23 protein-coding genes are annotated in these 25,751 nt (G+C 71.8%); 13 read left to right on the top strand and 10 right to left on the bottom strand.

Annotation, left to right across the window (positions count from 1 at the left end):
• Positions 1-43: 43 nt before the first annotated feature.
• Together CBQ26_RS05555 and argJ are read right to left on the bottom strand one after the other, a co-directional pair.
• Positions 44-826: a hypothetical protein gene (locus tag CBQ26_RS05555; protein ID WP_088247525.1), complete on the bottom strand. Its 783-nt coding sequence runs from the start codon at positions 824-826 to the stop codon at positions 44-46.
• A gap of 85 nt (positions 827-911) precedes the next feature.
• A complete protein-coding gene (gene argJ, locus CBQ26_RS05550; RefSeq protein WP_088247524.1) occupies positions 912-2,069 on the bottom strand; it encodes a bifunctional glutamate N-acetyltransferase/amino-acid acetyltransferase ArgJ in 1,158 nt (385 codons plus the stop codon).
• Positions 2,070-2,130: 61 nt separating this feature from the next.
• On the opposite strand from argJ, the gene CBQ26_RS05545 reads away from it, so the two are divergent.
• A complete protein-coding gene (locus CBQ26_RS05545) occupies positions 2,131-3,744 on the top strand; it encodes a GMC family oxidoreductase (protein WP_088247523.1) in 1,614 nt (537 codons plus the stop codon).
• Positions 3,745-3,850: 106 nt separating this feature from the next.
• Positions 3,851-4,378: a hypothetical protein gene (locus CBQ26_RS05540; RefSeq protein ID WP_088247522.1), complete on the top strand. Its 528-nt coding sequence runs from the start codon at positions 3,851-3,853 to the stop codon at positions 4,376-4,378.
• Between the two features lie 117 nt (positions 4,379-4,495).
• On the opposite strand, the gene CBQ26_RS05535 is transcribed toward CBQ26_RS05540, so the two are convergent.
• Both CBQ26_RS05535 and CBQ26_RS05530 read right to left on the bottom strand, forming a co-directional pair.
• A complete protein-coding gene (locus CBQ26_RS05535) occupies positions 4,496-6,325 on the bottom strand; it encodes an arginine--tRNA ligase (RefSeq protein ID WP_088247521.1) in 1,830 nt (609 codons plus the stop codon).
• 56 nt (positions 6,326-6,381) lie between these two features.
• Positions 6,382-7,284, bottom strand: coding sequence for a transglutaminase-like domain-containing protein (locus CBQ26_RS05530; protein ID WP_088247520.1), 903 nt, complete (start codon positions 7,282-7,284; stop codon positions 6,382-6,384).
• A gap of 105 nt (positions 7,285-7,389) precedes the next feature.
• Here CBQ26_RS05530 and CBQ26_RS05525 point away from each other — a divergent pair, with 105 nt between their 5' ends.
• Positions 7,390-9,453, top strand: coding sequence for a thioredoxin domain-containing protein (locus tag CBQ26_RS05525; protein ID WP_088247519.1), 2,064 nt, complete (start codon positions 7,390-7,392; stop codon positions 9,451-9,453).
• 116 nt (positions 9,454-9,569) lie between these two features.
• Here CBQ26_RS05525 and rpiA read toward each other — a convergent pair whose 3' ends face one another.
• On the bottom strand, positions 9,570-10,274 hold the full coding sequence (rpiA, locus tag CBQ26_RS05520; RefSeq protein WP_268248289.1) for a ribose 5-phosphate isomerase A: 705 nt from the start codon (positions 10,272-10,274) through the stop codon (positions 9,570-9,572).
• A complete protein-coding gene (gene prxQ / locus CBQ26_RS05515; protein ID WP_088247518.1) occupies positions 10,271-10,765 on the bottom strand; it encodes a thioredoxin-dependent peroxiredoxin PrxQ in 495 nt (164 codons plus the stop codon). The genes rpiA and prxQ overlap by 4 nt, the downstream gene beginning before the upstream one ends.
• A gap of 81 nt (positions 10,766-10,846) precedes the next feature.
• Here prxQ and deoC point away from each other — a divergent pair, with 81 nt between their 5' ends.
• The 5 genes from deoC (at position 10,847) to CBQ26_RS05490 (ending at position 15,707) form a co-directional block, all read left to right on the top strand.
• Positions 10,847-11,509, top strand: coding sequence for a deoxyribose-phosphate aldolase (gene deoC, locus CBQ26_RS05510; protein WP_088247517.1), 663 nt, complete (start codon positions 10,847-10,849; stop codon positions 11,507-11,509).
• The gene (locus tag CBQ26_RS05505) at positions 11,509-12,150 is read left to right on the top strand and encodes a Maf family nucleotide pyrophosphatase (protein WP_088247516.1); all 642 of its coding nucleotides are present in this window, start codon (positions 11,509-11,511) and stop codon (positions 12,148-12,150) included. The genes deoC and CBQ26_RS05505 overlap by 1 nt, the downstream gene beginning before the upstream one ends.
• A complete protein-coding gene (gene mreC / locus CBQ26_RS05500; RefSeq protein ID WP_172417928.1) occupies positions 12,147-12,929 on the top strand; it encodes a rod shape-determining protein MreC in 783 nt (260 codons plus the stop codon). Before CBQ26_RS05505 ends, mreC begins: the two co-directional genes overlap by 4 nt.
• A 154-nt stretch (positions 12,930-13,083) precedes the next feature.
• Positions 13,084-13,623: a Rod shape-determining protein MreD gene (locus tag CBQ26_RS05495; RefSeq protein ID WP_088247515.1), complete on the top strand. Its 540-nt coding sequence runs from the start codon at positions 13,084-13,086 to the stop codon at positions 13,621-13,623.
• Positions 13,620-15,707, top strand: coding sequence for a penicillin-binding transpeptidase domain-containing protein (locus CBQ26_RS05490; protein WP_229843997.1), 2,088 nt, complete (start codon positions 13,620-13,622; stop codon positions 15,705-15,707). Before CBQ26_RS05495 ends, CBQ26_RS05490 begins: the two co-directional genes overlap by 4 nt.
• Positions 15,708-15,771: 64 nt before the next feature.
• On the opposite strand, the gene CBQ26_RS05485 is transcribed toward CBQ26_RS05490, so the two are convergent.
• The 4 genes from CBQ26_RS05485 to CBQ26_RS05470 all read right to left on the bottom strand — a co-directional run bounded on the left by CBQ26_RS05485 (position 15,772) and on the right by CBQ26_RS05470 (position 21,756).
• Positions 15,772-16,170, bottom strand: a complete 399-nt coding sequence (locus tag CBQ26_RS05485; RefSeq protein WP_088247514.1) for an OsmC family protein — start codon at positions 16,168-16,170, stop codon at positions 15,772-15,774.
• 36 nt (positions 16,171-16,206) lie between these two features.
• Positions 16,207-17,508: a sensor histidine kinase gene (locus CBQ26_RS05480; RefSeq protein WP_172417927.1), complete on the bottom strand. Its 1,302-nt coding sequence runs from the start codon at positions 17,506-17,508 to the stop codon at positions 16,207-16,209.
• A gap of 154 nt (positions 17,509-17,662) precedes the next feature.
• The gene (locus tag CBQ26_RS05475) at positions 17,663-20,968 is read right to left on the bottom strand and encodes a CHASE domain-containing protein (protein ID WP_088247513.1); all 3,306 of its coding nucleotides are present in this window, start codon (positions 20,966-20,968) and stop codon (positions 17,663-17,665) included.
• Entirely contained in the window at positions 20,968-21,756 is a 789-nt protein-coding gene (locus tag CBQ26_RS05470; RefSeq protein ID WP_088247932.1) for a shikimate dehydrogenase family protein, read from the bottom strand. The genes CBQ26_RS05475 and CBQ26_RS05470 overlap by 1 nt, the downstream gene beginning before the upstream one ends.
• 354 nt (positions 21,757-22,110) lie before the next feature.
• On the opposite strand from CBQ26_RS05470, the gene CBQ26_RS05465 reads away from it, so the two are divergent.
• From CBQ26_RS05465 to CBQ26_RS05445, 5 genes are all read left to right on the top strand, one after another.
• The gene (locus CBQ26_RS05465) at positions 22,111-23,115 is read left to right on the top strand and encodes a PhoH family protein (protein WP_373297112.1); all 1,005 of its coding nucleotides are present in this window, start codon (positions 22,111-22,113) and stop codon (positions 23,113-23,115) included.
• Positions 23,116-23,233: 118 nt separating this feature from the next.
• On the top strand, positions 23,234-23,701 hold the full coding sequence (gene ybeY / locus CBQ26_RS05460) for an rRNA maturation RNase YbeY (protein WP_172417926.1): 468 nt from the start codon (positions 23,234-23,236) through the stop codon (positions 23,699-23,701).
• Positions 23,702-23,704: 3 nt separating this feature from the next.
• Positions 23,705-24,088 (top strand): diacylglycerol kinase, encoded by a 384-nt coding sequence (locus tag CBQ26_RS05455; RefSeq protein ID WP_088247510.1) that lies wholly within the window; start codon positions 23,705-23,707, stop codon positions 24,086-24,088.
• A 334-nt stretch (positions 24,089-24,422) separates the two neighbouring features.
• Positions 24,423-24,986 carry a GNAT family N-acetyltransferase gene (locus CBQ26_RS05450; RefSeq protein WP_229843996.1) on the top strand — a complete coding sequence of 188 codons (564 nt, stop codon included), beginning with the start codon at positions 24,423-24,425 and terminating at the stop codon, positions 24,984-24,986.
• Positions 24,987-24,988: 2 nt separating this feature from the next.
• Positions 24,989-25,615, top strand: a complete 627-nt coding sequence (locus CBQ26_RS05445; protein ID WP_088247930.1) for a hypothetical protein — start codon at positions 24,989-24,991, stop codon at positions 25,613-25,615.
• The last annotated feature ends 136 nt before the right edge of the window (positions 25,616-25,751 follow it).

Genomic DNA, 25,751 nt, shown 5'->3' with positions numbered 1-25,751 from the left:
CGCATGAAGGTCCGGTCAAGATGGACCGGTCAAGACGGGCCGGTCAGGAGCGGCTGCCGGCGCGGCGGGCAGCGACCGTCAGGAGTGCGGCGGCCAGCGGCAGCAGTCCCCGCGTCCGGCGGGTCAGCAGGCCGGCCGCCAGGGTGGTCACGGCGGCGTACCGGGCCAGCTGGACCTCCTGCGCCCGCACGGGCCGCTCGGCGCGGTCGCAGACGCTGGTGACGGGTTCCGGGGCGGTCAGGGTGCCGGCCAGCGGCAGGACCGAGGCCGCCAGCAGCGCCGATCCCCACGAGAACCCCGAGTGCCGGTGCAGGGTGGGTGTCAGGGCCCCGGCGGCAGGGAGGGCGCTGCGGGCCTCGGCGGTCAGCAGGGACGCGCCGCCGGCCAGGAACGCGGCGGCCCGCTCGCCGGACGCTCCGGCCAGCAGTGCCTGCACCAGCATTCCGGCGTGATCGGTGCGGGTGGCCGCCTCGCCGGTCGTGCCTGCGATCAGGCGCAGGCCGCTGAGGGCCGCCAGTCCCGCCAGCGGGTTGCCGGCGCCTCCCAGCAGCGCGGCGGCCGCCGCGACCGGCAGCGCCGCGTTCGCCGTGACCGGGTGGTCCGGGTCGAGTTCCCGCGCCGTGGCCCACGCCAGGAAGGCCGCGCCGCCCACACCTGCCGCCTGCGCCCCGGGCCGCCCGAATGCCAGGGCCAGCAGCGCCGCCCCGGCACTTCCGGCCGCCGCCACGCGGTTCGACGGGTACGAGAAGTCCAGTGGCCGCGCCAGCGCCGAACGGAACGCAGCCGGGCGGGGAGCGGCCGGAGGGGGGTCAGCGGTGGCACTCATGTCCGCACCCTACCGCCGGCAATGCGGGCCGGGAGCCAATCGACAAGGAACGCTGAGCGCCGCTCCCCGCGCGCCGCGTCCCGGTTCAGGTCGTGTAGTCGGCGTTGATGCTGACGTACTCGGCGCTGAGGTCGCAGCCCCAGGCCTCGCCGTGGGCGTCGCCGACGCCGAGGTCGATGGTGAAGACGACTTCCTCGGCTTTCATGCTGGCGCTGACCTGGGCGTCGTCGTACGGGAGCGGTTTGCCGCCGAACACGGGGTGGCCCTGCACGCTGACGGTCAGGCGTTCGATGTCTGCCTGCGCGCCGCTGCGGCCGACCGCCATGATCACGCGGCCCCAGTTGGGGTCGTTGCCGTGGACGGCGCTTTTCAGCAGGGGGCTGACGCAGCAGGTGCGGGCGGCGGCCAGGGCTTCGGCCTCGGTGCGGGCGCCGCTGACCTGCACGGTCAGGAGTTTCGTGGCGCCCTCGCCGTCGGCGGCGATCTGCCGGGCGAGGTCACGCATGACGCCTTCCAGGGCGGTCAGGAATTCGGTCAGGTCGGCGGGGCCAGCCTCGCCGTTGCACAGGACGACGGCCATATCGTTGGTGCTGGTGTCGCCGTCCACGGTGACGGCGTTGAAGGTGCGGTTCACGATGGCGGGGAACGCCTCGCGCAGCGCCGTCTGGTCGATCTGTGCGTCGGTGAAGGCGAAGGCGAACATGGTCGCCATGTCCGGGTGGATCATGCCGCTGCCCTTGGCGGTCCCCACGATGCGCGCGCCGCTGCCCAGGGTGACGCTGGCGGTCTTGGGGTGCGTGTCGGTGGTCATGATCGCGGCGGCGAAGGGATCGGCGGCGCCGTCCAGTTCGTCCGGGAGGTGCTCGATGCCACTCAGGACCCTGTCCATGGGCAGCAGGTGCCCGATGATGCCGGTGCTGGCGGTCAGGACGGCCCCAGGGTCCACGTTCAGGACGCTGCCGAAGGCGTCGGCCATGTCGGCGTTGTCGTTCGCGCCGCGCCGGCCGGTGGCGGCGTTCGCGTTGCCGGCGTTGACCAGCAGGGCGCGCACGGGCGTTCCCTGCGCGTACAGTTCACGGTTGCGGGTGACGCAGGCGGCGGCGGTGGTGCTGCGGGTGCCCGCGAAGGCCCAAGTGCAGTCACGGGCGCTGGTCACGCCGCTCAGGTCGGTCTTGCCGCTGGGTTTGATACCGGCCGCCATGGCGGCGGCGGTGAAGCCGGTGGGGAACGTCAGGCCACTCATGCAGCGGAGTGTAGCGGGCGGCGGGCCGGGCGCGTCCGGGGCGGGTCTATACTCGGTGCAAATGACACTGAATTCACTGGAGTCGCGCCCGCGCGCGGACGTCGTCATCGTGGGTGCCGGGTCGGGCGGGTGCGTCGCGGCGCGGCGGCTGCTGGACGCAGGCCTGCGGGTGCTGCTGCTGGAGGCGGGCGGGCCGGACACCAACCCGCTGATCCGCGCGCCCGGCGCGTTCCCGAAACTGTTCCGCAGCGCCGTGGACTGGAACCTGACGACCACCCCGCAGGCGCACGCGGGCGGCCGGACCTTCTACTGGCCGCGCGGGAAGGTGCTGGGCGGCAGCAGCGCCATCAACGCGACCATCTGGATCCGCGGCTCCAGGCGGGATTTCGACGGCTGGGGCGACGGCTGGACCTGGGAGGACGTGCTGCCGGAATTCCGCGCGCAGGAATCCTACCGGGGCGAGCCGTCCGAGGCACGCGGCACGGACGGCCCGATGCCGGCGGGCGCGCGGGCCGGGTCGCACGCGCTGAGCGAGGCGTTCGTGCGCGCGGCGGCCCTGGGGCTGGGCGTGCCGGTCGCCCGCACCTTCAACGACGGGGTGCTGGAGGGCGCGGCGCTGCTGGAGAGCAACCACCGGCGCGGCGAACGCTACAGCGCGTTCCGGGCGTTCCTGAGCCCGGTCCTGAACCACCCGAACCTGACGGTCCTGACCGGCGCGCACGTCCTGCGGGTGCTGTGGTCGGGGCGCGGCGACACGCTGCGCGCCTCGGGCGTGCGGCTGCGCTGGCAGGGGCGCACGCTGGACGCCCCGGCGGGCGCGGTGATGCTCGCGGCGGGCGCGGTGCAGACCCCGCAACTGCTGATGCTCTCGGGCGTCGGGCCGCACGCGGAACTGTCCCGGCACGGCATCGGAACGCAGCTGGAACTGCCGGGCGTGGGCGCCGGGTTGCAGGATCACCTGGCGGTGCCGGTCATCACGCGCTCGCGCCTGACCTCGCTGGACCGCGTGCCGCAGGCCGAGGCGCTGGCCCGCTACCTGTGGGACCGCAGCGGCCCCCTGAGCAGCAACGTGGCCGAGGCGAGCGCGTTCTCGCACGCCCGGCCCGGCCTGGACGCAGGCGCGGACGACCCGGACATCCAGTTTCATTTCGGTCCGGCGTACTTCCGGGATCACGGCGCGAAGACCGAACCCGGCGACCACTTCACGGTCGGGCCGGTGCTGGTGGACACGCACAGTCGCGGGCGGATCACGCTGGCGTCTGCCGATCCGCAGGCGGCGCCGGTCATCGACCCGGCGTACCTGTCGGACGAGCGGGACGTGCAGAGCCTGATCGCGGGCGTGCGGCAGGCCCGCGAGATCGCCGCCTCGGCCCCGCTGTCGGGCCTGCGCGGCGCGGAAGTCCTGCCGGGCGAGGGCGTGCGTACCGACGCGGGCCTGCGCCGCCACGTGCAGCAGGAGTGCGCCACGCTGTACCACCCGGTCGGGACGGCGGCGCTGGGCGACGGGCCGGACGCCGTGGTGGACCGCCAGCTGGCGCTGCGGGGCGCGCGGGGCCTGTGGGTCGCGGACGCCAGCGTCATGCCGCGCATCATTCACGCGAACACCAACGCCACGAGCATGATGATCGGCGGCCGCGCCGCCCGCTTCCTGCTCGGTGCCCTGGAACGGCCCTGAACGGCGTGCGGGGGGCGGTTCAGCTGACCGTCAGTTGACTCCCGCCGCACGTTCCTCATGTTCAGTTCATGAGGTCCGGTGGGGGACCGCGTAGGGTGACAACGACATGAAGCCCCGCTCCCTGACCCTGACGCTCGCTGCCGGCCTCCTGCTGCCCGGCCTCGCAGCCGCCGCGCCCGTGAAGCTCGGCAACGTCCCCGTGACCGTCGAACCGAACGCGAAGATGCTGACCCTCAGCGCCGCCGGCATCCGCAGCGCCTTCCCCAGCGCCGCCGGCCGCCCGGACGCCGTGTTCATGACCGAGGACCGCAAGGTCAGCGTCGCCTTCGAGTGGCGCACCAGCAAACTCGCCCAGAACGAGGTCGCCAAACTCGTCGAGCAGTTCCCCGGCGTGATCCGCGCGCAGGTGCCGAACGTCAAGGCCCTCAAGGCGAACCTCGTCACGCTCGGCGGCTCCCCCTGGGCGCAGTTCGTGTTCACCACCCCCAGCCAGGGCGACGAACTGCGCCGCGAACTGATGGTCACCAGCGTCGGCGGCCGCATGCTGGTCATGACCATCGCCGGGAACGTCAAGGACTACAGCCGCAACGAGGCGGTCGTGCGCAACCTCGCCAACAGCGTCCGCGTGAACTGAGCACAACCTGAAAGCAGGTGGGCGGCCCCGCGCAGAACCGGGGCCGCCCATCTCTGTAATTCTTATCGCCTCCGCTCGGGTGGAACGGCCCTGCCAGCCATTCCACCCGAGTTCGAATCACATCGCGGCGGGGATCTCGATGCCGATCAGGGCCAGGGTTTCCTCGAAGGCCACGCGCAGGCGGGCCACCAGGGCGAGGCGGGCTTCGCGCAGACCCTCGGGGCTGGCCAGGACGTTCGTGGCGGGTTTGCCCTGCTTGTCTTTGGCGTTGTACCAGGCGTTGAAGGCGGTGGCGAGGTCCAGCGCGTACTGCGCGACGACGTGCGGGGAGTGCGCGCGCACGCTCTGCGCGACGACTTCCGGGAGTTTGGCGACCGTCTTGGCGAGCGCGAGGTCGATGTCGGGCAGGGCGTCCCAGGCGGCGCCGGTGCCGTCGGTGGCGTACCCGGCCTCGGCACCCTTGCGCAGGATGTTCGCGGCGCGCACGGCGGCGTACTGCACGTAGGGGGCGGTGTCGCCGTTCAGGGCGAGGGCCTGCTCCCAGCGGAAGTCGATCTTGCGGGTGGGTTCGGCCTTCAGCATGGCGAAGCGGATGGCGCCGATGCCGATGCGGCGGGCGATCTCGGCGGCGTCGTCGCGGGCGGCGAGGGCCGGGTTGAGTTCCGTGAGTGCCGCCAGGGCGCGGGTCTGCGCCTCGTCCATGGCAGCGTCGGCGCTGACGGTCACGCCCTTGCGGCCGCTGATGGTCTGCCCTTCCAGGGTCACGAAGGCGTACGACAGGTGAATGGAGCGGGCTTCCTTCTCGGTCTCGCCTGCCACGCCCAGGGACGCCTTGACGATCTTCTGCGGGTGTTCCTGGCGGGAGTCGATCACGTTGATGACTTCCTGCGCGTGCCCGAAGCGGCCTTCCGTGTCGGGCTGGCCGTCGGGGGCGCTGGTCCAGATGGTGTTGCCCTCGGGGTCGGTGGTAAACGGCTTGAATTTCATGCCCTCGAACAGCCCGAACTTCCAGAACTGGTAGCCCACGTCCTTGGCGACGTACATGGCAGTGCCGTCACTGCGGCGCAGGACGACGTTCGATTCCTCCAGGTTGGGCATGAACGCGGACACGTCCATCACGAACGCCCCGGCGAACTTGCCCTCGGTGGGGTGGCTGGTGTAGGGGCTGCCCTCCAGGATGTTCAGGCCGTGCCCGAGGAAGCCGCTGCCGACCACGTCGGACTCCCAGGCGAGCAGGTCGTAGCGGGCGCCCAGGCGGAAGCAGGTCTGGAGGTGCGCGTGGACGATCTTCTCGACCTCGCCGCGCAGCTCCCCGGCTTCCAGGCGGTGCATGATGGCCGTGATGCCGCTTTCCAGTTCGGCCTTGGCGGGGTCGGCGTTCAGGCGCACGTAGCCTTCGCCCATCCAGTGGTCGTACTTCTGGGTGCCGTCCCAGGTCAGGCCGTAGTGCGCGGCGGCGAACAGGCTCTCGGCGGCCTGACGGCCGGTGTCGTCGATGTAGTTCTGCACCTCGACCGTGTGCCCGGCCGCGCGGAAGATGCGGGCCATGGAGTCGCCCAGCACCACGTTGCGCAGGTGCCCGACGTGCAGTTCCTTGTTCGGGTTGACGCTGGTGTGCTCGATCACGACCTTGCCGCCCAGCGCGGGCATCTCGAAGGGCTGCTCGACCACGCCGCGCACGAACGCGGCCACGTCCACGAAGAAGTTCAGGAACGGCCCGGCGGCCTCCACGCGGCTGATGCCCTGCGGCAGTACGACCGTCTGGGCGAGCTGCTGCGCGACCTGCGCGGGGTTCCCGCCGATCGCCTTGGCGATCTGGAACGCGGCGGGCGTGCCGTAATCGCCGGGCTTGGTGGCCGGGGTTTCCTGAATGGCCACGTCGAGCGGCGCGCCGAGCGCGGCGGCGGCCGTCTCGACCGCCTGTTTGAGTTGAGCCTTGAGGTCCATAACCTGGGAGTTTACCAGCGGGCGGCCCCCCTGCGGTCCGGTCGGCGGCCGGGCTTTCAGAACACGCGCGGGTTGGGCGGGTCGTCCAGGGTCATGCCGTCCGGGGCTTCGTCGGCCCAGACGGTCATGCTGGTCAGGCGGGCGTTGCCGAAGGTGGTGGTGAAGGCCACGTCCGAGGCGTCTCGGCCCTGCGCGATCACGAGCCTGCCGGCGCGGGGGCGGTTGTGGCGGGCGTCGAAGGTGCGCCACTGGCCGTCCAGGTAGGCCTCGAACCACGCGTGGAAGTCCATCGGGACCGGGTCGGGCCGGATGTCGATGTCCGGCAGGTAGCCGCACACGTAGCGGGCGGGGATGTTCAGGGCGCGGCAGTACGCGACGCCCATGTGCGCGAAGTCGCGGCACACGGCGCGGCCACTGGCGAGCGCCTGACTGGCGGTGGTGGCGCTGGTGCTGCCCGAGCCGTACACGCACGCGCCGTACAGGTGGTCGCTGATGGCCTGCACGGTCGCCCAGCCGCCCTGGATGTGCCCGAAGCGCGCCCAGGCGTCGTCGCTGATCAGGTCGCTGTCCACGTAGCGACTGGGCAGCAGGTACGTGAGGACCTCGTCCGGCAGCGCCTCGACCGGGGTTTTCGGCAGGCCCGGCAGGGTGGGGTCAGGGCTCCGGCTGATCTGCGCGATCAGGTCGTGCCCGACCGTGAAGGTCCCGGCGGGGGCCAGGGCGCGCCAGACGGTGTTGCCGTGCGTGTCGGTGTACGAGTGCAGGCCCGGCGCGGCGCCCAGCGGCCGCTGGTCCTCAATGCGCTGGCGGGTGCCGGTGGGGTGCAGGCGGTCGGTGGGCTGCACCACGAACAGCATGGGGGTGGGGAACGGCACGTCGAAGGTGAGGCGGAAACCCGCGCGAATCCGGGTGGGGTTCTGGAAGGTGAGGTCGGGGGTCGCGCTGGAGGGCTGGGCCATGCGCCCCAGTGTGCGGCCTGGGCGGGCGCGCGTGGGTGTGAAGTCTACGCGGAGCAAGGTTCATGTTCCCCGCGCGGCGCGGGCCGGGACGCTAGGGTGGGCGGCATGAACCGACTGGCCCAGGAAAGCAGTCCGTACCTCGCGCAGCACGCCGGCAACCCGGTGGACTGGTGGCCGTGGGGCGAGGAGGCGTTCGCGGAGGCGGCGCGGCGCGGCGTGCCGGTGCTGCTGTCGGTGGGGTACTCGACCTGCCACTGGTGTCACGTGATGGCGCACGAGAGTTTCGAGGACGAGGCGACGGCGGCGTTCATGAACCGGCACTTCGTGAACGTGAAGGTGGACCGCGAGGAACGCCCGGACGTGGACGCGGTGTACATGGCGGCCACGCAGGCGCTGACCGGGCAGGGCGGGTGGCCCATGACGGTGTTCCTGACGGAGGCGGGCGAGCCGTTCTACGCCGGCACGTACTTTCCGCCGCAGGACGGGCACGGCCTGCCGAGTTTCATGCGGGTCATGGGCAGCGTGGAGCGCGCGTGGCGGGAGGAACGCGACAAGCTGCTGGGGAACGCGCAGGCGCTGACCGAGCACGTGCGCGAGGCCGCGCGGCCCCGCCCGTCCGACGGGGCGTTCGGGCCGGAGCTGCTGGAACGCGGCGTGGAGAACCTGCGCCGCGCCTTCGACGCGGACCGGGGGGGCTTCGGCGGGGCGCCGAAATTCCCGGCGCCGACCACGCTGGATTTCCTGCTGACCCGCCCGGACGGGCGGCTGATGGCGCTGCACACGCTGCGGCGGATGCTCTCGGGCGGCCTGCACGACCAGCTGGGCGGCGGCTTTCACCGCTACAGCGTGGATGACGCGTGGCGGGTGCCGCACTTCGAGAAGATGCTGTACGACAACGCGCAACTGACCCGCACGCTGCTGCGCGCCTATCAGGTGAGCGGCGACGGGGCGTTCGCGCGGGCGGCGCGGGCCGCGCTGGACTACCTGCGCCGCGAGATGCTCGCCCCGCAGGGCGGGTTCTACAGCGCCCAGGACGCCGACACGCCCACCCCGGACGGCGGAGTGGAGGGCCTGACCTTCACCTGGACGCCCGCCGAGGTGCAGGCGGCGCTGGCCGGCAGCGGCCCGGACGACGGGGCGGCGGACGCGGCGCTGATCGCGCGGCACCTGGGCGTCACGGACCCCGGCAACTTCGAGGACCCGCACCAGCGCGCCTACGGGCGGCGTTCCGTGCCGTTCGTGGCCGTGCCCGTACCGGACCTGGCGGCCGAACTGGGCCAGCCGGAAGCGGAGGTGCAGGCCCGCCTGGACGCCCTGAAGGCCCGGCTGCTGGCGGCGCGGCAGACGCGGACGCAACCCGGCACGGACGACAAGGTCCTGACCTCCTGGAACGGGCTGGCGCTGGCGGCCTTCGCGGACGCGGCCCGCATCCTGCGCGAACCCGCGTACCTGGAGGTCGCGCGCCGCAACGCCGACTTCGTGCGCGCGCACCTGCGGCGGCCGGACGGCACGCTGCGTCACGTCTGGAGCGGCGCCCAGGCGCGCGTGGAGGGCCTGATGGAGGACCACGCGCTGTACGCGCTGGGGCTGGTCGCGCTGTTCCAGGCGGGCGGCGATCCCGCGCACCTGCACTGGGCGCGCGAGCTGTGGCAGGTCACGCAGCGGGACTTCTGGAACGACGGGGCGGGCGTGTTCATGGCGTCCGGCGGGTCGGCCGAGGCGCTGCTGACCCGGCAGGCGCAGGGCTTCGACAGCGCCGTGATCAGCGACAACGCCGCCGGGGCGCTGCTGGCCCTGTGGATGGACCGCTACTTCGCCCTGCCCGGCGCCGGGGACACGGCGCGGCGCACCGTGGAGAGCTTCCGGCTCGACATGCTGGCCGCTCCCGGCGGGTTCGGGGGGCTGTGGCAGGCCGCCGCGTTCCTGCACGCGCCGCACACTGAGGTCGCCATCATCGGAACGCCGCCGGAGCGGGCGCCGCTGGAGGCCGTCGCGGCCCGGCACGCGCTGCCGTTCACGGCGCTGGCCTTCACGGAGGCGGGCGGTGACCTGCCCGTGCTGGAGGCCCGGCCCGGCGGGGGCCTGGGCTTCGTGTGCGTGAACCGCACCTGCGACCTGCCCACCCGTGACGGGGCGACGTTCGACGCGCAGCTGGCCCGCCTGGGCTGATCCGGGGCGTCGGGGGGCGCGGCCCTCCCCTGCTGGCCGCGCAGGATCCCAGAACGAGGGAGGCTCCAGGTTCTGAACCCTGGGGCCTCCCTCTCTGCCTGTCGGCCTGTCGGCCGTTACTGCGGGCGGAGTTCCTGCACGCCGTCGGGCGCCGCCACGAACGCCACCTGCGCCATGCCCAGGAACAGGCCGGTGTCGATGACGCCCAGGGTGCCCTTGAGCTGCCGTTCGAGGGCGTGGATGTCGTGCCCCTCGGGGATCTGCGCGTCGAAGATCAGGTTGCCGTTGTCGGTGACGTAGGGCTGCGCGCCGTTCTGGCGCAGACGGCCAGCGGGCAGCACGGCGCGCAGACGTTCGATGGTGCTCAGGAAGCCGAAGAGGGCGATCTCGATGGGCAGCGGGGCCTTCTCGCCAATGCGGGTCACGAGCTTGGTGTGGTCCGCGATGATCACCAGTTGCCGGGCCTGGACCTCGGTGAGTTTCTCGCGCAGCAGCGCGCCGCCCAGGCCCTTGATCAGGTTCAGGGCCGGGTCGATCTCGTCGGCGCCGTCGATGGCGATGTCCAGCGGGCGCGGGTCGAGCGCCTCGACGGGAATGCCGACCTGCCGGGCCAGGGCGTCGCTGGCCTCGCTGGTGGCGACGCCGGTCACGCCGCTCAGTTCCCCGGCGGCCAGTCGGCGGCCGATCTCCTCGATGGCGTACTTCGCGGTGCTGCCGGTGCCCAGACCCACGCGCATGCCGCTGCCGACCAGGGCGACGGCGCGGATGGCGGCCTCCTTCTTCAGGGCCTCCAGGTCAGGGGCGTGCAGATCAGTGCTCACGCGGTCCCCTGGGCGCGGTGTTTCTCGATGGCGGCAGCCACGTGGTCGGCGTGCCCGTCGACCTTCACGGCCAGCCAGGATTTCACCAGGGTGCCGTCCGGGGCGATCAGGAACGTCTGGCGTTTGATGCCCTCGGTGACCTTGCCGTACATGTTCTTGGTGCCGTACGACCCGATGGCGCGCAGGAAGACGGCGCCGTCGTCGCTCAGGAGCGGGAAGGGCAGCGAGTACTTCTCCGCGAAGCGGGCGTGGCTGCCGGCGTCGTCGGCGCTGACGCCCAGCACGGCGGCTCCGTGGGCCTTCAGGGCGGCGTTGTCACGGAAGTCGCAGGCTTCTTTCGTGCAGCCGGGCGTGTCGTCCTTGGGGTACACGTACAGCACGACGTACTGCCCGGCGTAGTCGCTCAGGGCGTGGGTGCGGCCCTGGGCGTCGGGCAGGGCGAAGGCGGGGAACGGCTGGCCGGCCTGCGGGGGGGTGGGTTGCTCGGTCATGGCGTTCCCAGGGTAGCGTGCGCGGGCCGGAAGCGGGCGGCGCGTTCAACCTTCTTAGGCTGGACTGCGTATGCTGGGGGGGTGAAGCTTGCGCCGTACATTGACCATACCCTGCTTAAACCCACCGCCACCGCTGGCGATATTCAGAAACTGTGCGCCGAGGCCCGTGAGCATTCGTTCTACGCCGTGTGCATCAACCCGGTGTTCGTGGGGCTGGCGAAAGCCGAGCTGGAAGGCAGCGGCGTGAAGGTCGCGACCGTGTGCGGCTTCCCGCTGGGGGCCGTCAGCCCGGACCAGAAGGCCGTGGAGGCCCGCCTGAGCGTCGAGGCCGGCGCGGACGAGGTGGACATGGTGATCCACATCGGCGCGGCCCTGGCGAACGACTGGGACGCCGTGCAGGCCGACGTGCGCGCGGTGCGCCGCGCCATTCCGGACTCGGTGCTGAAGGTGATCATCGAGACCTGCTACCTGAACGACGAGCAGAAGCGCGGCGCGACCGAGGCGGCCGTGCTGGGCGGCGCGGACTTCGTGAAGACCAGCACGGGCTTCGGCACGGGCGGCGCGACCCTGGACGACGTTCGCCTGATGGCGCAGGTCATCGCGGGCCGCGCGCAGATCAAGGCGGCGGGCGGCGTACGCAGCGCCCAGGACGCGCTGGACATGATCGAGGCCGGCGCCACGCGCCTGGGCACGTCGGGCGGCGTGGCGCTCGTGGCGGGCGAACAGAGCGGCGAGGGGGACTAATGGCGGGCGGTTCAGGCGGCGCGGCCCTCACCGCGCCGAGGGTGGTGCTGGCGTCCGGCAGCCCCCGGCGGCGTGAGCTGCTGGGCGGCCTGGGCGTGACCTTCGAGGTGATCGTCAGCGGCGAGGACGAGGACAGCACCCAGAGCGACCCGCACGCGCTGGCAGCGGAACTGGCGCTGCTCAAGGGCCGCTCGGTGGCGCGCGCGCACCCGGACGCGGTGGTGCTGGCGGCCGACACGGTGGTCGCCGTGGGCGCGGACCTGCTGGCCAAGCCCGCCACGGCCGCCGAGAACGAGGCGTTCCTGCGCCGGCTGTCGGGCCGCACGCATGACGTGTACACCGGCGTGGCGGCCCTGCACGGCGCGGCCGAGACGGTCGAGGTCGCGCGCACCCGCGTGACCTTCCGCACGCTGGACGACGCCGAGACCGCGCACTACGCCGCGACGGGCGAGGGCCTGGACAAGGCCGGCGGGTACGGCATCCAGGGCCTGGGCATGGCGCTGGTCGAGCGGCTGGACGGCGAGTACTCGAACGTGGTGGGCTTTCCGCTGTCCGTCGTGATCCGGTTGCTGCGCGGCGCGGGCGTGCCCGTGTGGGGCAGCCTGAGCGCCGCGCCGCCTGCGGGGGTCGCCGGGGCGTGAGCGACGGCCGGAAATTCCTGCTCGTCACGCTGGGCCTGCTGTCTCTCAGCATGGTCACCACGCGGTTTCAGGTGGTGGCGCCCTCGTCGTGGCGGGCCGGGACGGCGCCCATCACGCAGGCGTCGGTCGTGGCGGCCGACAACGTGCGCCGGGCCTACGTGACCCTGGTCCACGAGCGGGAACTGTCCCGTCAGGTGGGAACGCTGGGCAAGGAGAACGACACGCTGCGCCAGCAGAACGAACTGCTGCGCCGCGAAGTCTCGCGGCTGCGGCAGGTCATGAACATCACGACCACGCAGGCCCCGAACGCGCTGGGCATCGCGCAGGTGATCGCCGTGGACCCCAGCCCGCTGCTGGCGCGGCTGGACCTGAACCGCGGCTCGGCGGACGGCGTGCGGCTGCGGATGCCGGTGACCGTTCCGGCCGGGCTGGTCGGGCAGATCACCAGCGTCTCCGAGCAGCGGTCCACGGTCGTGGCGCTCGTCGATCCGGAAAGCAGCGTGGGCGTGACCCTGCAGGGCAACCGGGGCGGGCGCGGACTGGCGCGCGGCGTGCCGCCGGACCGGCTGCGCGCCGAATTCTCGCGCAGCGTGCCGATCAAGGTCGGGGACGTGCTCGTCACGAACAGCCTGGGCGGCGTCTTTCCGGTCGGCATCCGGGTCGGGACGGTCGAGAAGGTCATGCCGCTCGGCCCGAACGACATCAGCCGCACCGTGATCGTGAAACCCAGCGTGGACGTCGGCGTGATCGAGGACGTCACGCTGCTGGAGGGATTATGATACGGACTCCGTTTGTTTCGCCGACAATCCGGAACGTCACCGGATTGCCGGCTCCACGTCCGGAACCCGTCTCTCTCCCACTCTGCGGAGCAGCTCTACGAGCCGCATCCGCTCGGACCCAGCGGGCTGTGCAGCCCATTCAATCGGAGTCCGTATGAGGGGTCCGTATCCCGCGCCGCGCGGCCCGCTGCGGTGGGTGAAGCTGATCGTGTACGCCGCGCTGCTGATCGCGGCGCAGGGGCTGCTGTCGCGCCTGTCGGACGCGGCGGGCATTCCCGCGCCGGACCTGTTCCTGCTGACCGGCGCGGCGCTGGTGTGGCGGCTGCCGCCCCCCTGGGCGGTCCTGGCTGCGTACGGGGTGGGGCTGGGGCAGGACCTGCTGGGCAGCGGCGCGCTGGGCCTGCACGCGGCGGGCGTGGCGGGCGGGGCGCTGCTGACGCTGCTGGTGCGGCGTTACGTGGCCGACAGCGGCTTGTTCCAGATGCTGCTGACGGTCCTGATGGCCGTCACGGGGCAGTGGCTGGCGTTCCTGATCCTGAACTACTGGCTGCGCGCGAACCTGATCACGGCCGACCTGCTGCGCACCGCCGTACCGCTGGTGTTCGTGGGTACGCTGGTGCTGTACCCGCTGTGGGAGCGGGTCGTCGCGTGGGCCTTCGGTTCCCGCAGCGGCCCCGAGGAGCACCTCGCGTGAGCCGCGCCGGACAGGCCATGGACCGCCAGGACCGGCTGCGGCGCCGCGCCGGGGCGCGCGGGCGGGCGCGACCGGCGCGGGCGGCGCACGAGGGAGCGTCCCGCGTGCGCTGGACGGCCCTGGCGTTCAGTCTGGGCCTGCTGGCGCTGGGGGGCCGGCTGTACCAGTTGCAGGTCGTGCAGCACGATCAGTACGCGGTGCGCTCGGCCAGCAACTACCAGCGTGACGAGGTCATCCCGGCGCTGCGCGGCGAGATCCGCACCCGTGACGGCGTGCTGCTCGCCACGAACCGTCTGGCGGTGGATCTGGTGTACACGGGCCGCCGCGACCCGACCGATCCGGAACAGGCGATTCCCTCCTGGGACAAGATCGTGTACCTCGCGGGCATCAAGCCCGACGTGCTGGACGGCGGGCAGCCGCGCGAGCCGAACCGGCAGCGCGAGGCCGAGACGGTCCTGGCGCGCAATATCCCGCAGGAGAAACTCGCGGCGATCTACGAGTACACGGTGCTGGTGCCCAGCCTGGAACTGCGTGAACGCCTCGAACGGGTGTACCCGCAGGGCAAGATGGCCGGGCACCTCCTCGGGTACGTGCAGGAAGCCACCGAGACGCAGGTGAAGGAGGACGGGTACACCCTGGGCGACCTGGTGGGCCGCAGCGGACTGGAGTACAGCCTGCAAGACACCCTGCAGGGCAGGAACGGCCTGAAACGCCGCGAGGTCACGGCGGGCGGCAAACCGCAGACCGAGCGGGTCATCACGCCGGGCCAGAAGGGCCAGGACGTGACCCTGACCATCGAGTCGTCCCTGCAACGCGCCGCCGAGCAGGCGCTGCGCGAGGGCCTGAAGGACGTGAACGCCGGCCGAGCGAAGTACGGCAAGCCCGCCGAGCCGTACACGCGCGGCGCGGTGATCGCCATCGACCCGCGCACGAACGAGGTGCTGGCCATGGCGAGCAGTCCCGCGTACGACCCGAACTGGTTCTCGCGGGTGCCGAGCCCGGACCCGGCCGCGAAGAACTGGGCCATTGACCCGAACCGCCCGCTGGCCGAGCTGGACGCCGTGACCTCCAACCGCGTGGTGCAGGCGTACAACCCGGGCAGCGTGTTCAAGATCGCCACGACCCTGATGTACGTGGAGAAGTGGGGGAACTTCACCATGAACTGCGCGCCCACGTACTACTTCGGGCGGGCCGCGTTCCGCAACTGGGCGGGCTACGGGCTGGGACCGGTGGACGGCCGCAAGGCCGTGGCGTTCTCGTGCAACCCCTGGTACTACGATTCGGCGGCGCGGGCCGGGACCGAAGCCTACTCGCGGCAACTCAAGTCCCGCCTGACCGAACTGGGCTACAACGCGGAAACCGGCCTGGAACTCGTGGGCGAGAAGACCGGGATGCTGCTCGACGCGGACGACTACACCAACCCGAACGCGCCGTGGTATCCGGGCTTCGCGCTGAACATGAGTATCGGTCAGGGCGACGTGCTGGTCACGCCCGCACAGGTCGTGTCCGTCATGTCCACCATCATCGGCGGCGGGCAGAAACGCCCCCTGACGGTCCTGAAGGCCGTGGACGGCACGCCGGTCCCGCGCAAACCGGCCGTGAACGTGGTCCGCAACGGCAACACCGCGGCCTTCGATCTGGTCAAGGAAGGCATGACCTGGACGACCAGCATCCCGACCGGCACGTCCCGCCACGAGGTCGGCCCGGAACTGTTCCCGGTGCGGACCGGCGGCAAGACCGGCACCGCCGAGAACGGCCTGAGCCGCCGGGGCGGGTACGCGTACACCCACGCGTGGTACGAGGGGTACGGGCCGCTGTCCAGCCCGAACTTCGCGGTCGTGGCGTTCTTCCAGAACGGCGGCGAGGGCTCCGGCCCGGCGCTGAAGGCCGTGAAGAAGATGTTCGCCGCCCGCTGGTGCGTAACCCTGGACGAGAAGGGCAGCGCCCTGCCGCTCAGCGCGCAGCAGCCCTGCACGGGCGAACTCGACGAGATGCACCGGGTGTACAAGGTCCGGGCGCAGCGTGCCGCCGCCGCAGCCAGGGCGGACGCCGGCACGCCCGGCCGCAGCGCCCAGCAACCCTGACCCCTGACCCCCGACAGGAAGAGAGGCCGGAGCAACTGCTTTCCGGCCTCTCTTCTGTTGCCCGTCACTCCACGCGGGTTTCGACGGTGATCTCGCTGTTCAGGGTCGCCGCGACCGAGCAGTACTTCTCGTGGCTGAGGTGCGCGGCCTTGCCGAGGGCCTCGTCGGTGACGCCCTCCCCGCTGGCGATGTGCCGCACCGTGATGTGCGTGTAGCGTTTCGGGTCGGTGTCGGCGCGTTCGCCCTCGACCTCGATGCGGTACGAGGCCAGGGGCGTGCGGCGTTTTTTCATGATCTCGACCACGTCGTAGGCGGTGCAGGTGGCCAGCGCGCCCAGCAGGGCCTCCATGGGCGAGACGCCCACCTTGGTGGGGCTGTTGTCGATCAGCAGCTGGTGGCCGCTCTCGCTGACGCCCAGGTACCGCTGTTCTCCGAGCCAGGTGACGTTCAGGGTCTTTTTCATGCCGTCCACGCTAGCGCGCCGCGGCGGCCCAGACTGTCAGCCTGTCCGGGCATCTGCGGTCCCGTCGGGTGTGGTTCCGTCGGGTGCAACCACGTCGCCTGCAACCACGTCATCCGGGTCGATGGACGGTTCGAGGTCGCCGCCCGTCTCGTCGTCCTCCTCGGGCAGCGGCAGGCGCACGCGGAAGGTCGCGCCGCCGCCCGGCGTGTCCACCACGTCGATGGTGCCGCCGTGCGCGGTCACGACCTGCTGCGCGATGGTCAGGCCCAGGCCGGCCGACCCGGCCTCCTTGCCACGGTAGAACTTGTCGAAGATGCGGGGTTTCACGGCGTCCGGCACGCCGGGGCCACGGTCCACGACCCGCACCTCCAGTTCGCCGGGGCGGGGCACGATCTCCAGCCAGACCTTGTCGGGGCTGCCGGTCACGCGGATGGCGTTCGTGACGAGGTTGATGAACACCTGGTTCAGGCGGCCGGGGTCGCCGACGATCTCGTACACGCCGTCCGGGGCTTTCACGCCGTAGTCGCGGCCCACCTGCCGCAGCAGCTGCCCGAGGTTCATGAAGTGCATCTCGATGCTCTGCACGAGTTCCCCGCGCGAAAGTTGCAGCAGGTCGTTCACGAGGCGGGTCATGTTCTCCGCGACGCGCTGCGCGTCGAGCAGCGTCTGGCTGCCGCCGGCCTCGCGTTCGGCGCGGCGCAGGTAGCCGTGCAGGGCGGTCAGGGGCGTGCGCAGCTCGTGGCTGGTTTCGGCCAGGAAGGTCTTCTGGAGGTTCAGGGCCTCCTCGAGCTGCCGGGCCTGGATTTCCAGGCGCTGGCTCTGGCGTTCGGCAGTGTTGCGCAGCCGCTCGACTTCCTCGAGGCGGGCCTGGAGGGAAAGGTTCAGCTGCCGGATCTCCTGTTCGGCGCGTTCGCGGCGGATGCGGGACTCGACCTCGGCGATGGCGCGGCGGATGCTGGGCGCCAGCCGCTCGAGGCGCTGCTTGAGGATGTAGTCGGTGACGCCCTCGCGCAGGGTGTCCACGGCGGTTTCCTCGCCCATGGCGCCGGTCACGATGATGAACGGCACCTTCGGCAGGCGCTGGTGCGCGGCGCGGTAGGCGCTCAGGCCGTCGTAGCTGGGCAGCGCGAAGTCGCTGAGGATCAGGTGCGGGGGCGCGCTGCTCAGGGCGTGCAGGAAGCCTGCCTCGTCCTCGACGCGGGTGATCTCGACCGGCCAGGGCAGGTCGGTCTCGACGTGCATGGTCACGAGTTCGTGGTCGAGTTCGCTGTCTTCCAGGTGCAGGATTCGCAGGGCTTCGCCCTCGCCGGGGACGCCCTGGGTGGCGGGGTGGGTCATACGGACTCCGATTGAATGGGCTGCACAGCCCGTTCAATTCGAGCGGATGCGACTCGGAGAGCTGCCCCGCAGAGCAGGAGAGAAACGGGTTCCGGACGTGGAGCTGGCAGATCGGTGATGTTCCGATCTGTCAGCGAAACAAACGGAATCCGTATCACAGGTCCTCCGGGGTGGTGGGCAGGGTGACGGTGAAGGTGGCGCCCTCGCCGGGAACGGCGTCGGCACTCACCTGTCCTCCGTGACGGTTGACGATTCTTCGCACGTTGGCGAGGCCTATGCCGATGCCCTCGAACTCATCGGCGCGGTGGAGACGCTGGAACACACCGAACAGTTTATCCACGTAACGCGGATCGAAGCCCACGCCGTTGTCCCGGACGGTGACGGTCACGGAGTCCTCATGTTGCTCGGCGCTGATCCACACGCTGGCGTCGGGGCGTCCGCGCGAGTACTTGATGGCGTTGCTCAGCAGGTTCGTGAAGACCAGACCAAGGAGGCCCTCGTCGGCCGGGACGGTCGGCAGGTCGCCGGGCAGGTGCAGCGTGACGCTGCGTCCGGCCCGGTCGGGTTCCAGGCCGCGCCAGCTGGCGTCGATCAGGGCGCGCAGGTTCACGGGCACGCGCCGCAGTTCCTGGCGGCCCATGCGGGAGAAGCCGAGCAGGTCGTCGATCAGCTGGCTCATGCGTCCGGCCGAGTCGGTGATGACCTTCAGGTACCGCTGGCCCTTGGCGCTCAGGTGGTCGCCTGTCTCCTTCTGGAGCAGGTCGCCGAAGCCCACGATGTGCCGCAGCGGGGTGCGCAGGTCGTGGCTGACGCTGTAGCTGAAGGCCTCGAGTTCGCGGTTGGCGGCCTCGAGTTCCAGGGTGCGGCGCTGCACGCGGTCCTCCAGCGACTGGTTCAGGGCGTGCAGGTCGGCCTGCGCGGCGTTCACGCGTTCCTGGAGTCGGTCGTTGCCGAGCGCCGAGGCGAAGCGCTGCGCGAGGTCCTGCGCGAGGTCCTGGTCACGGTTCGTGAGGGCCTGCCGGTACAGCAGGCCCAGCACGCCCACGAGCGCCCCGTCCCGCCCGACGAGCGGGTAGAACAGCGCGCCGGTGGCGCTCACGCGGTGCAGCGCCGGGTCCGAGTCGATGAACACCGGGTCCTCGCTGGCGAGCACCTGTTCGATGGCCTGCGCCGCCACGACCTGGAAGGCGGCGGCGTGCCAGGTGGCCGACGGGCTGGACGTGGCGAGCAGCGTGGTCGGGTGGACGCCCCAGAGGGCGGCGCTGTCCGCGAAGCGGCTGGGCAGCAGGGCCAGCGCGGCGCGGTAGCGGTCGTGGCGCAGCGGGGCGGCGTCGGCGCTGCGGGCGTTGAGCTGCTCGGTCACGTCGGCCAGCAGGCGCGCGGCGTTCTCGGCATACACCGAGTCGTCCACGTCGGTGCTGGTGCCCACCCATTCCAGCACGCGGCCCGTGGCGTCCCGGACCGGCAGGCCGCGCGTGACGAAGGTGCGGTACTGGCCGTCGTGGCGGCGCAGGCGGTGTTCGGACTCGAAGGGCCGCGCCGAGCGCAGCGCGTCGGCCCAGCGGCGCTGGTAGTCGGCGCGGTCCTCCGGGTGCAGCAGGTTCAGGAAACCGCCGTGCGCGTGGTCCTCGCCGACGAATTCGCTCCAGCGACGGTTGAAGTACACGGGCTGCCCGGTCGGGTCGGTCAGCCACACGATCTGCGGCATGCCCTCGATCACGCCTCGGTAGCGTTCCTCGTTGCGCTGCGCGAGCCGTTCGGCGGTCACGCGGTCGTGGATGTCGGTGGCGCTCGTGACCCATTCGCTGATCTCGCCGCGGTCGTCGCGCAGCGGCACGACCTTCACGACCACCCAGCGCGGCCCGCCGGGCAGGTGCAGCTGCACCTCGCACTGGGCGCCCTCGCCGCTGTCGGTCGCCTCGCGCCACATCTGGCCGTACGTGGCGCGGCCGACCGGGTCGAGGTGGCCGCTCAGGCCGGCGCGGCCCAGGCGCAGCCCGAACTGCCGGTTCGTGAAGGTGACGGTGCCGTCCGGGCGGCCGACGCTGATCATGTGCGCGATGGCGTCCAGCACCCCGCGCGAGCGGCGTTCGCCGGCCTGCACGGCCCGTTCGGCCGCGACGCGCTCCGTGACGTCCCGCACGACTTCCAGCAGGCCCAGGCGTTCGCCGCGCGGGTCGCGGACCTCGCCGCGCTGCGCCTCGCCCTGGAAGACGCTGCCGTCCACGCGTTCGAAGGCCGTGGTGAGCGACTGGAAGGTCAGGCGGTTGTCCAGCCGCCGGTCGAGGTGCAGGGTGCCCAGCAGGCGGCCGTTCAGGTCGTCCGGTTCGGCGCGGAACTGTTCGGTCAGGGCGCGGTTGACCATGCGGATGCGGCCGTCCTCGTCGGTGAAGGCGGCGGCGTCCTGCATGGACTGGAAGATCGCCTCGAATTCCGCGCGGGCCTGTTCCTGCCGGACGCGGGCCTCGGCCAGCGAGACGTTCAGGCGTTCGGCGCGGGTGCGGGCGTCCACCTGCGCCTGCACCAGCAGGAAGGCCAGTCCGGACGCCCCGAGGCCCAGCAGGATCAGCAGCAGCGGAACGGCGGCGCCGAAATCACGGCCGAACCCGCTGTCAGCGCCGAATTCCATGGTCCACGGCTGCCCGGCCGAGGTGAGGCGGGTCGCGTAGCGGAAGTTCAGGCCGCCGGGGTCGGCTAGGTCGCCGCGCAGCGCCTCGCCGGCCAGCCGCACCTGCACCCGTAGCGGCGATCCGTCCTGGGGCGGCGCGAGGTCCTGAAGGAACTGGTCGGCGCGCACGGCGAGGTACAGGTAGCCGCGCAGGTCGCGGGTGTCCGGGTCATTCCAGACGGGCAGCATGATCAGGAATCCACGGATGGGTTCGCCGGTCTCGTCGGTCTGCACGAGGCGCAGCAGGGTGGTCGCCTGCGCCTGGGCGGTCTGCCGGGCGCCCTGCAGGGCGGCGCGGCGGGCGGGTTCGCTGTTCAGGTCGAAGCCCAGCGCGGCCCGGTTCACGCTGTTCAGCGGCGCGATCAGCGAGATGACGGCCCGCTCGGCCTGCCGGGTGTCGGGCTGGACCCGCACGGGAAAGCCGACGCTGCGGCGCAACTGCTCCTCGAACGCGGCGGTCTGCGCGGTCGGAACGACCTGACCGAACCCGACGGCCTGCACGCCGGGGTAGCGGCTGGCCAGATCGATGCCGTCCACGAAGCGCGCGAAGGTCGCCTCGTCGCGCGTGGGGCCCTGCGCCTGCCAGGACGCGCGGGTGGTGTACAGCAGGCGCTCGTACACGGAGAGGCGGTCACGAAGCGCCTGCACGTACACGGTGGCCTCGCGTTCGAAGCGGCTGCGCTGCTGCTCGCGCACGAAGGCGTGCACGACGAGCGCGGCCGCCACCGCCAGGGCCGCGACCAGGATCATGACCGTGACGGGTGCGCGCTGTCCCAGAACGCGCCGCGCCATCAACCCTCCCGCGCCGGCCGGGCGTTCAAGGCGTCCAGGAACACGTCCACGGGCACGTCCGCGCCGGTCCAGGCGCGGAAGGCCAGCCGCGCCTGGTGGGCCAGCATCCCCAGGCCGTTCTCGGCGTTCAGTCCGGCGGCGCGGGCCTCGCGCATCAGACGGGTCTCGGCGGGTTTGTAGACCATGTCGTACAAGAGCGCCCCGGCGGGCACCCTCGCCAGGAACGCGGCGTCCAGCGGCGTCTGGTCGGGGTCGTTCAGGCCGGCGCTGCTGGCGTTCACGACGAGCGCCGCCGACTCCCACGGGGCCGCGTGGGCGGGGAGGGCCGTCACCTGAAAGTCGGCGTCCGGGACGTGCCAGTCGGCGGCGATGGCCTGCGCGCGTTCCAGGGTGCGGTTCACGACCGTCACGTTCTGCTCGCCGCAGATCAGGGCGTGCACGGCGGCGCGGGCGGCCCCCCCGGCCCCCAGCACGATCACCTCGGCGCCCTGCTCCCAGATGTACCCGGCGTCGGACAGGGCGTCACGCAGGCCCGGCGAGTCGGTGTTGTCGCCGTGCAACTGGCCGCCCCGGTGAACGATGGTGTTCACGGCCCCGACCGCCTGCGCCGCGCCGCTCAGGCTGTCGAGCAGCGGCAGGGCGGCCTCCTTGTGCGGCAGGCTCAGGTTCGCGCCCAGCACGCCGGGCGCCCGCAACCCCGCGATGGCCGCCGCCAGATCGGCCGGCGGGACGCGCCGCGCCTCGTACGTTCCGGGCAGACCGGCGTGCGCGAAGGCCGCGCGGTGCATCTGCGGCGACAGGGAATGCGCGGCCGGATCGGCGAACAGGAAGGCGCGGGGGGCAGGGGTTCCGTCCGGCAGACTCACCCGGTCAGTTTAGAGCATCTTCCCGGCCGGGTCCGGGCGTGCAAGGCCTTCATGTTCGGGGCAGAATGTGCTGCCGGACACGCCGGCCCGGCGGGTTCCTGCACAGAATGTGTGCATCCAGATGACCATCCGACCCCTTCCCTTCCCCGCCCGTACCGGGGGGAGGGTGCGCCACGCCGCGCGACTGGAGAACACTTGACACAGCCCAACAACGAGTCCGGTCTGCCCGTTCAGGCCGCGACGGCCCAGACGACGACCGGCCCGACCACCGCCACCATCCAGATCGAGAACCAGCGCGAGGCGTACTCGCTGCTGGGCGCCGGCGACGCCAACCTGCGCCGCATGCGCGAACTGACGAAAGCGAAACTGGTGGCGCGCGGCGAGACCATCACCATCACGGGTGACGAGACCGACGTGCGCGGCGCCGAACGGATGATCCGCGACGCGCTGGACGTGGTGCGTGGTGGCGGGGAACTCACGCCCGACAGCCTGCTGCGCTCCGCGCGCCTGAGCAACGAGGGCCGCAGCCTGGCCGCCGAGACGCAGGTGACGGGCCTGAGCCTGCCGCGCGGCCTGAAACCCAAGACGCCGGGGCAGAAACTGTACCTGGAGAGCATCGAACGCAGCGACATCACCTTCGGGGTCGGTCCGGCCGGGACCGGCAAGACGTACATGGCAGTCGCCATGGCCGTGCAGGCCCTGAAGGCCAAGCGGGTCAAGCGGATCATCCTGACCCGCCCGGCCGTCGAGGCAGGCGAGAAGCTGGGCTTCCTGCCCGGCGACCTGCAGGCCAAGATCGACCCGTACCTGCGCCCGCTGTACGACGCGCTGCAGGACATGCTGGACCAGGAGAAGTTCGAGTCGTACCTGACGAGCGGCGTGATCGAGATCGCGCCCCTGGCGTTCATGCGCGGCCGCACCCTGAACGACGCGTTCATCATTCTGGACGAGGCGCAGAACACCACGGGCGAGCAGATGAAGATGTTCCTGACCCGCATGGGCTTTTCCAGCAAGGTCGTCGTGACCGGGGACGTGACCCAGATCGACCTGCCGCGCCACATCACGAGCGGTCTGGCGGTCGCCAAGCGCGTCCTGAGTTCCATCGACGGCATCGCGTGGCACGAGTTCACCGAGGTGGACGTCGTCCGTCACCCGCTGGTGGGCCGCATCATCAAGGCCTACGAGACGGCCGAGAACGCCGAGCAGGACAAACGCGCCGCCCGTCGCGGCGAGTTCGCCAGCATCCCCGAGGGCGACGGGGACAACGCCGTTGACAGTTGAAGGTTGACGGTTGATGGCAGGAGAGGCCCGGCGAGCAGGTAAGCCGGGCCTTTCGCCATCTGCCATCCGCTATCGGCCATCCGCCCCTGCCCCTTCGCCATCCACTATCCTCTACGGAGTGATTGACCTGATCGTCCGTAAAACCCCGCCCGCCGGTCTGCGGCCCGCGCTGCGCGCCAGTCTGGAGGCCGTCATGGCGCATTTCGAGGTGCCGGACCGCGAGGTGACGGTCGTACTGGTGGGTGACCGCACCATCCGCGCCCTGAAGCGCGAACACTGGGGCGAGGACGCCGTGACGGACGTCCTGAGTTTCCCCACCTGGGAGCCGGGCGACCCGTTCGTGCCGCCGCACCTGGGGGACATCGTGATCAGCCTGGACACCGCGCAGCGGCAGGCGGACGCGCGCGGCCACTCCCTGACCCGCGAGGTCGCGCTGCTCGCCAGTCACGGCCTGACCCACCTAGTCGGGAACGACCACCCGCACGCGGACGGCCTGGGCTTCGAGGAGGGCGCGCAGGGCCCCGAGTGGGAGGTCTTCCACGCGGCGTGGCGCGCGGCGCAGTCGGCCCTTCCGGCCGGCAGCTGAGGGATGCGCAGCGGCGGGTCGGCCTGGGACGCGCGGCGCTGGCTGCGCTCGGCGGGTTTCGCGTGGGCGGGCGTGCGGCACGCGTACGGCACGCAGGCGAACTTCCGGATCGAATGCTGGGCGGCGCTGCTCGCGCTGGGGCTGGGCGGGTGGCTGCGCGTTCCGCTGGCGCCGGTCGCGCTGGCCTGCGCGCTCGTCCTGAGCCTGGAACTGCTGAACACCGCGCTGGAGGCCGTGGTGGACCTCGTGAGCCCCGAGTGGCACGCCCTGGCCCGCGTGGCGAAGGACGCGGCGGCAGCGGCCGTGCTGGTCGGCAGCGCCGGAGCGCTGATCGTGGGCCTGAGCGTGCTGCTGCCGCCGCTGCTGACCCGCCTGGGCCTCACCTGATCGATGGTGCGGACACTGTTCAAGCGCCAGCGGGGGCAGGCATGGAACACGTCTTCTGTCACGCCATGCTCACCCCTTCCCGGCCTCCCCCCTCAAGGGGGAGGGGCAAACACGGCGTGGTCATTGCTGGTCTGTCCTGAAGGGATGAACCTGCCTGCACCGTTGCCCATACGGACTCGGATTGAACGGGCTGCAAAGCCCATTGGGTCCGAGCGACCCGACTCGTAGCGCCGCTCTGCAGAGTGGGAGCAACACGGATTCCGGACGTGGGGCCGGCGCACATCGTCCACCGGCTGACGGTCCGGGACGGGCGGAACGTGGCAGGATACCCGGCGTGACCGACCCCCGACCCTCCCCCACCGGCGCGGCCGACGCGGCGAACGTGACCCTGCGGGGCCGCCGCCCCCGCGACCTGCCCACCCTGCGCCGCTGGTTCACGGACCCCGCCGCGCAGTGGCGCGAGTGGGACGCCCCGTACCTGAACGCCGCCGACACGACCGCCTCGCTGGGCGCGTACGTCCACCGCCTCGAGACGACCCCCACCACCCCGAACGAGCGCGTGGTGGACCTGGGCGGCGCGTGTATCGGGATGCTCAACCGCGCCGAGGACGCCAGTGACGTGTGGGACCTGGGCGTGATCATCTTCGACCCGCTCCACTGGGGGCGGGGCATCGGCCGCCGCGCGCTGGCGCTGTGGATCGAGGCGACCCTGAACGAGACCGACGCACACGTCCTGACCTTCAGCACCTGGAGCGGCAACGAGCGCATGATCCGCGCCGCCCACCGCCTGGGGTTCCGCGAGGCCGGCCGTGTCCGCGAGGCGCGGCTGGTGCGCGGCCAGCGCCACGACAGCGTCACCCTGGACCTGCTGCGCCGCGAGTGGACGCCCCGGCCGTGACCCTGCCGGCCCGCGAGCGCCGCGAGGCGGCCCCGGCGAACCCGCCGGGTTTCCTGGCGACGCAGGACCTCAAGGAGCGCGGCTGGACGCCCGCCCTGATCACCCGGTTCCTGGGCGAGCACGACCGCACCCGCCCGAACGGCCTGAAGATGGGCCGCCGCCGCCTGCCGCCCGTGAAACTGTACGCCGAGGAACGCGTGCTGGAGGCGGAACGCCGTGACGATTTCCTGGCCGCGCAGGCCCGCGCCGCCGACGCCCGCGACCGGGCCGCCCGCGCCCGCGAGACCCGCGAGCAGCGCCGCGCCCTGCTGCTGGAATCGGCCGCCGGGTCCTACCATCCGGTCATTCACCCGGAGCCGCTGCGGCGCGGCGCGGTCCGCAAGGCGCGCGAACCGTACCTGCCCGCCCTGGACCGCGAACTGGACCGCATCGTCCGGGAGGTCGGGCGGGTCACGGAGCGCGAACGCAGCCACCTGCACGGGCTGCTGCGCGGGCGACTGGACCTCGCGCTGGCCTCGGCGTACGACTGGTACCCGGCGCCGGGCCGCGAGGGCGGGCAGGGCGCCGGGCGGCCCGCGCACCCGGCCACCGCGAAGGCCAGCGACTGGCGCGACTGGGATTGGGACTGACAGCGGTTTCCAGTTCCATTGAAGGGCCAACAGCACGCCCTTCAATTCCACTTCCAACCGCTGTTGTGGACGGCTTCTCGCTTCGCTCGTTTCAGGGGTGCTGAGGGAACCCCTCAACACCCCTGAAAACCGCTGT

The organism is Deinococcus indicus, assembly GCF_002198095.1.
Classification (GTDB): Bacteria; Deinococcota; Deinococci; order Deinococcales; family Deinococcaceae; genus Deinococcus; species Deinococcus caeni.
This window is presented reverse-complemented; position numbering and strand designations above follow the sequence as displayed.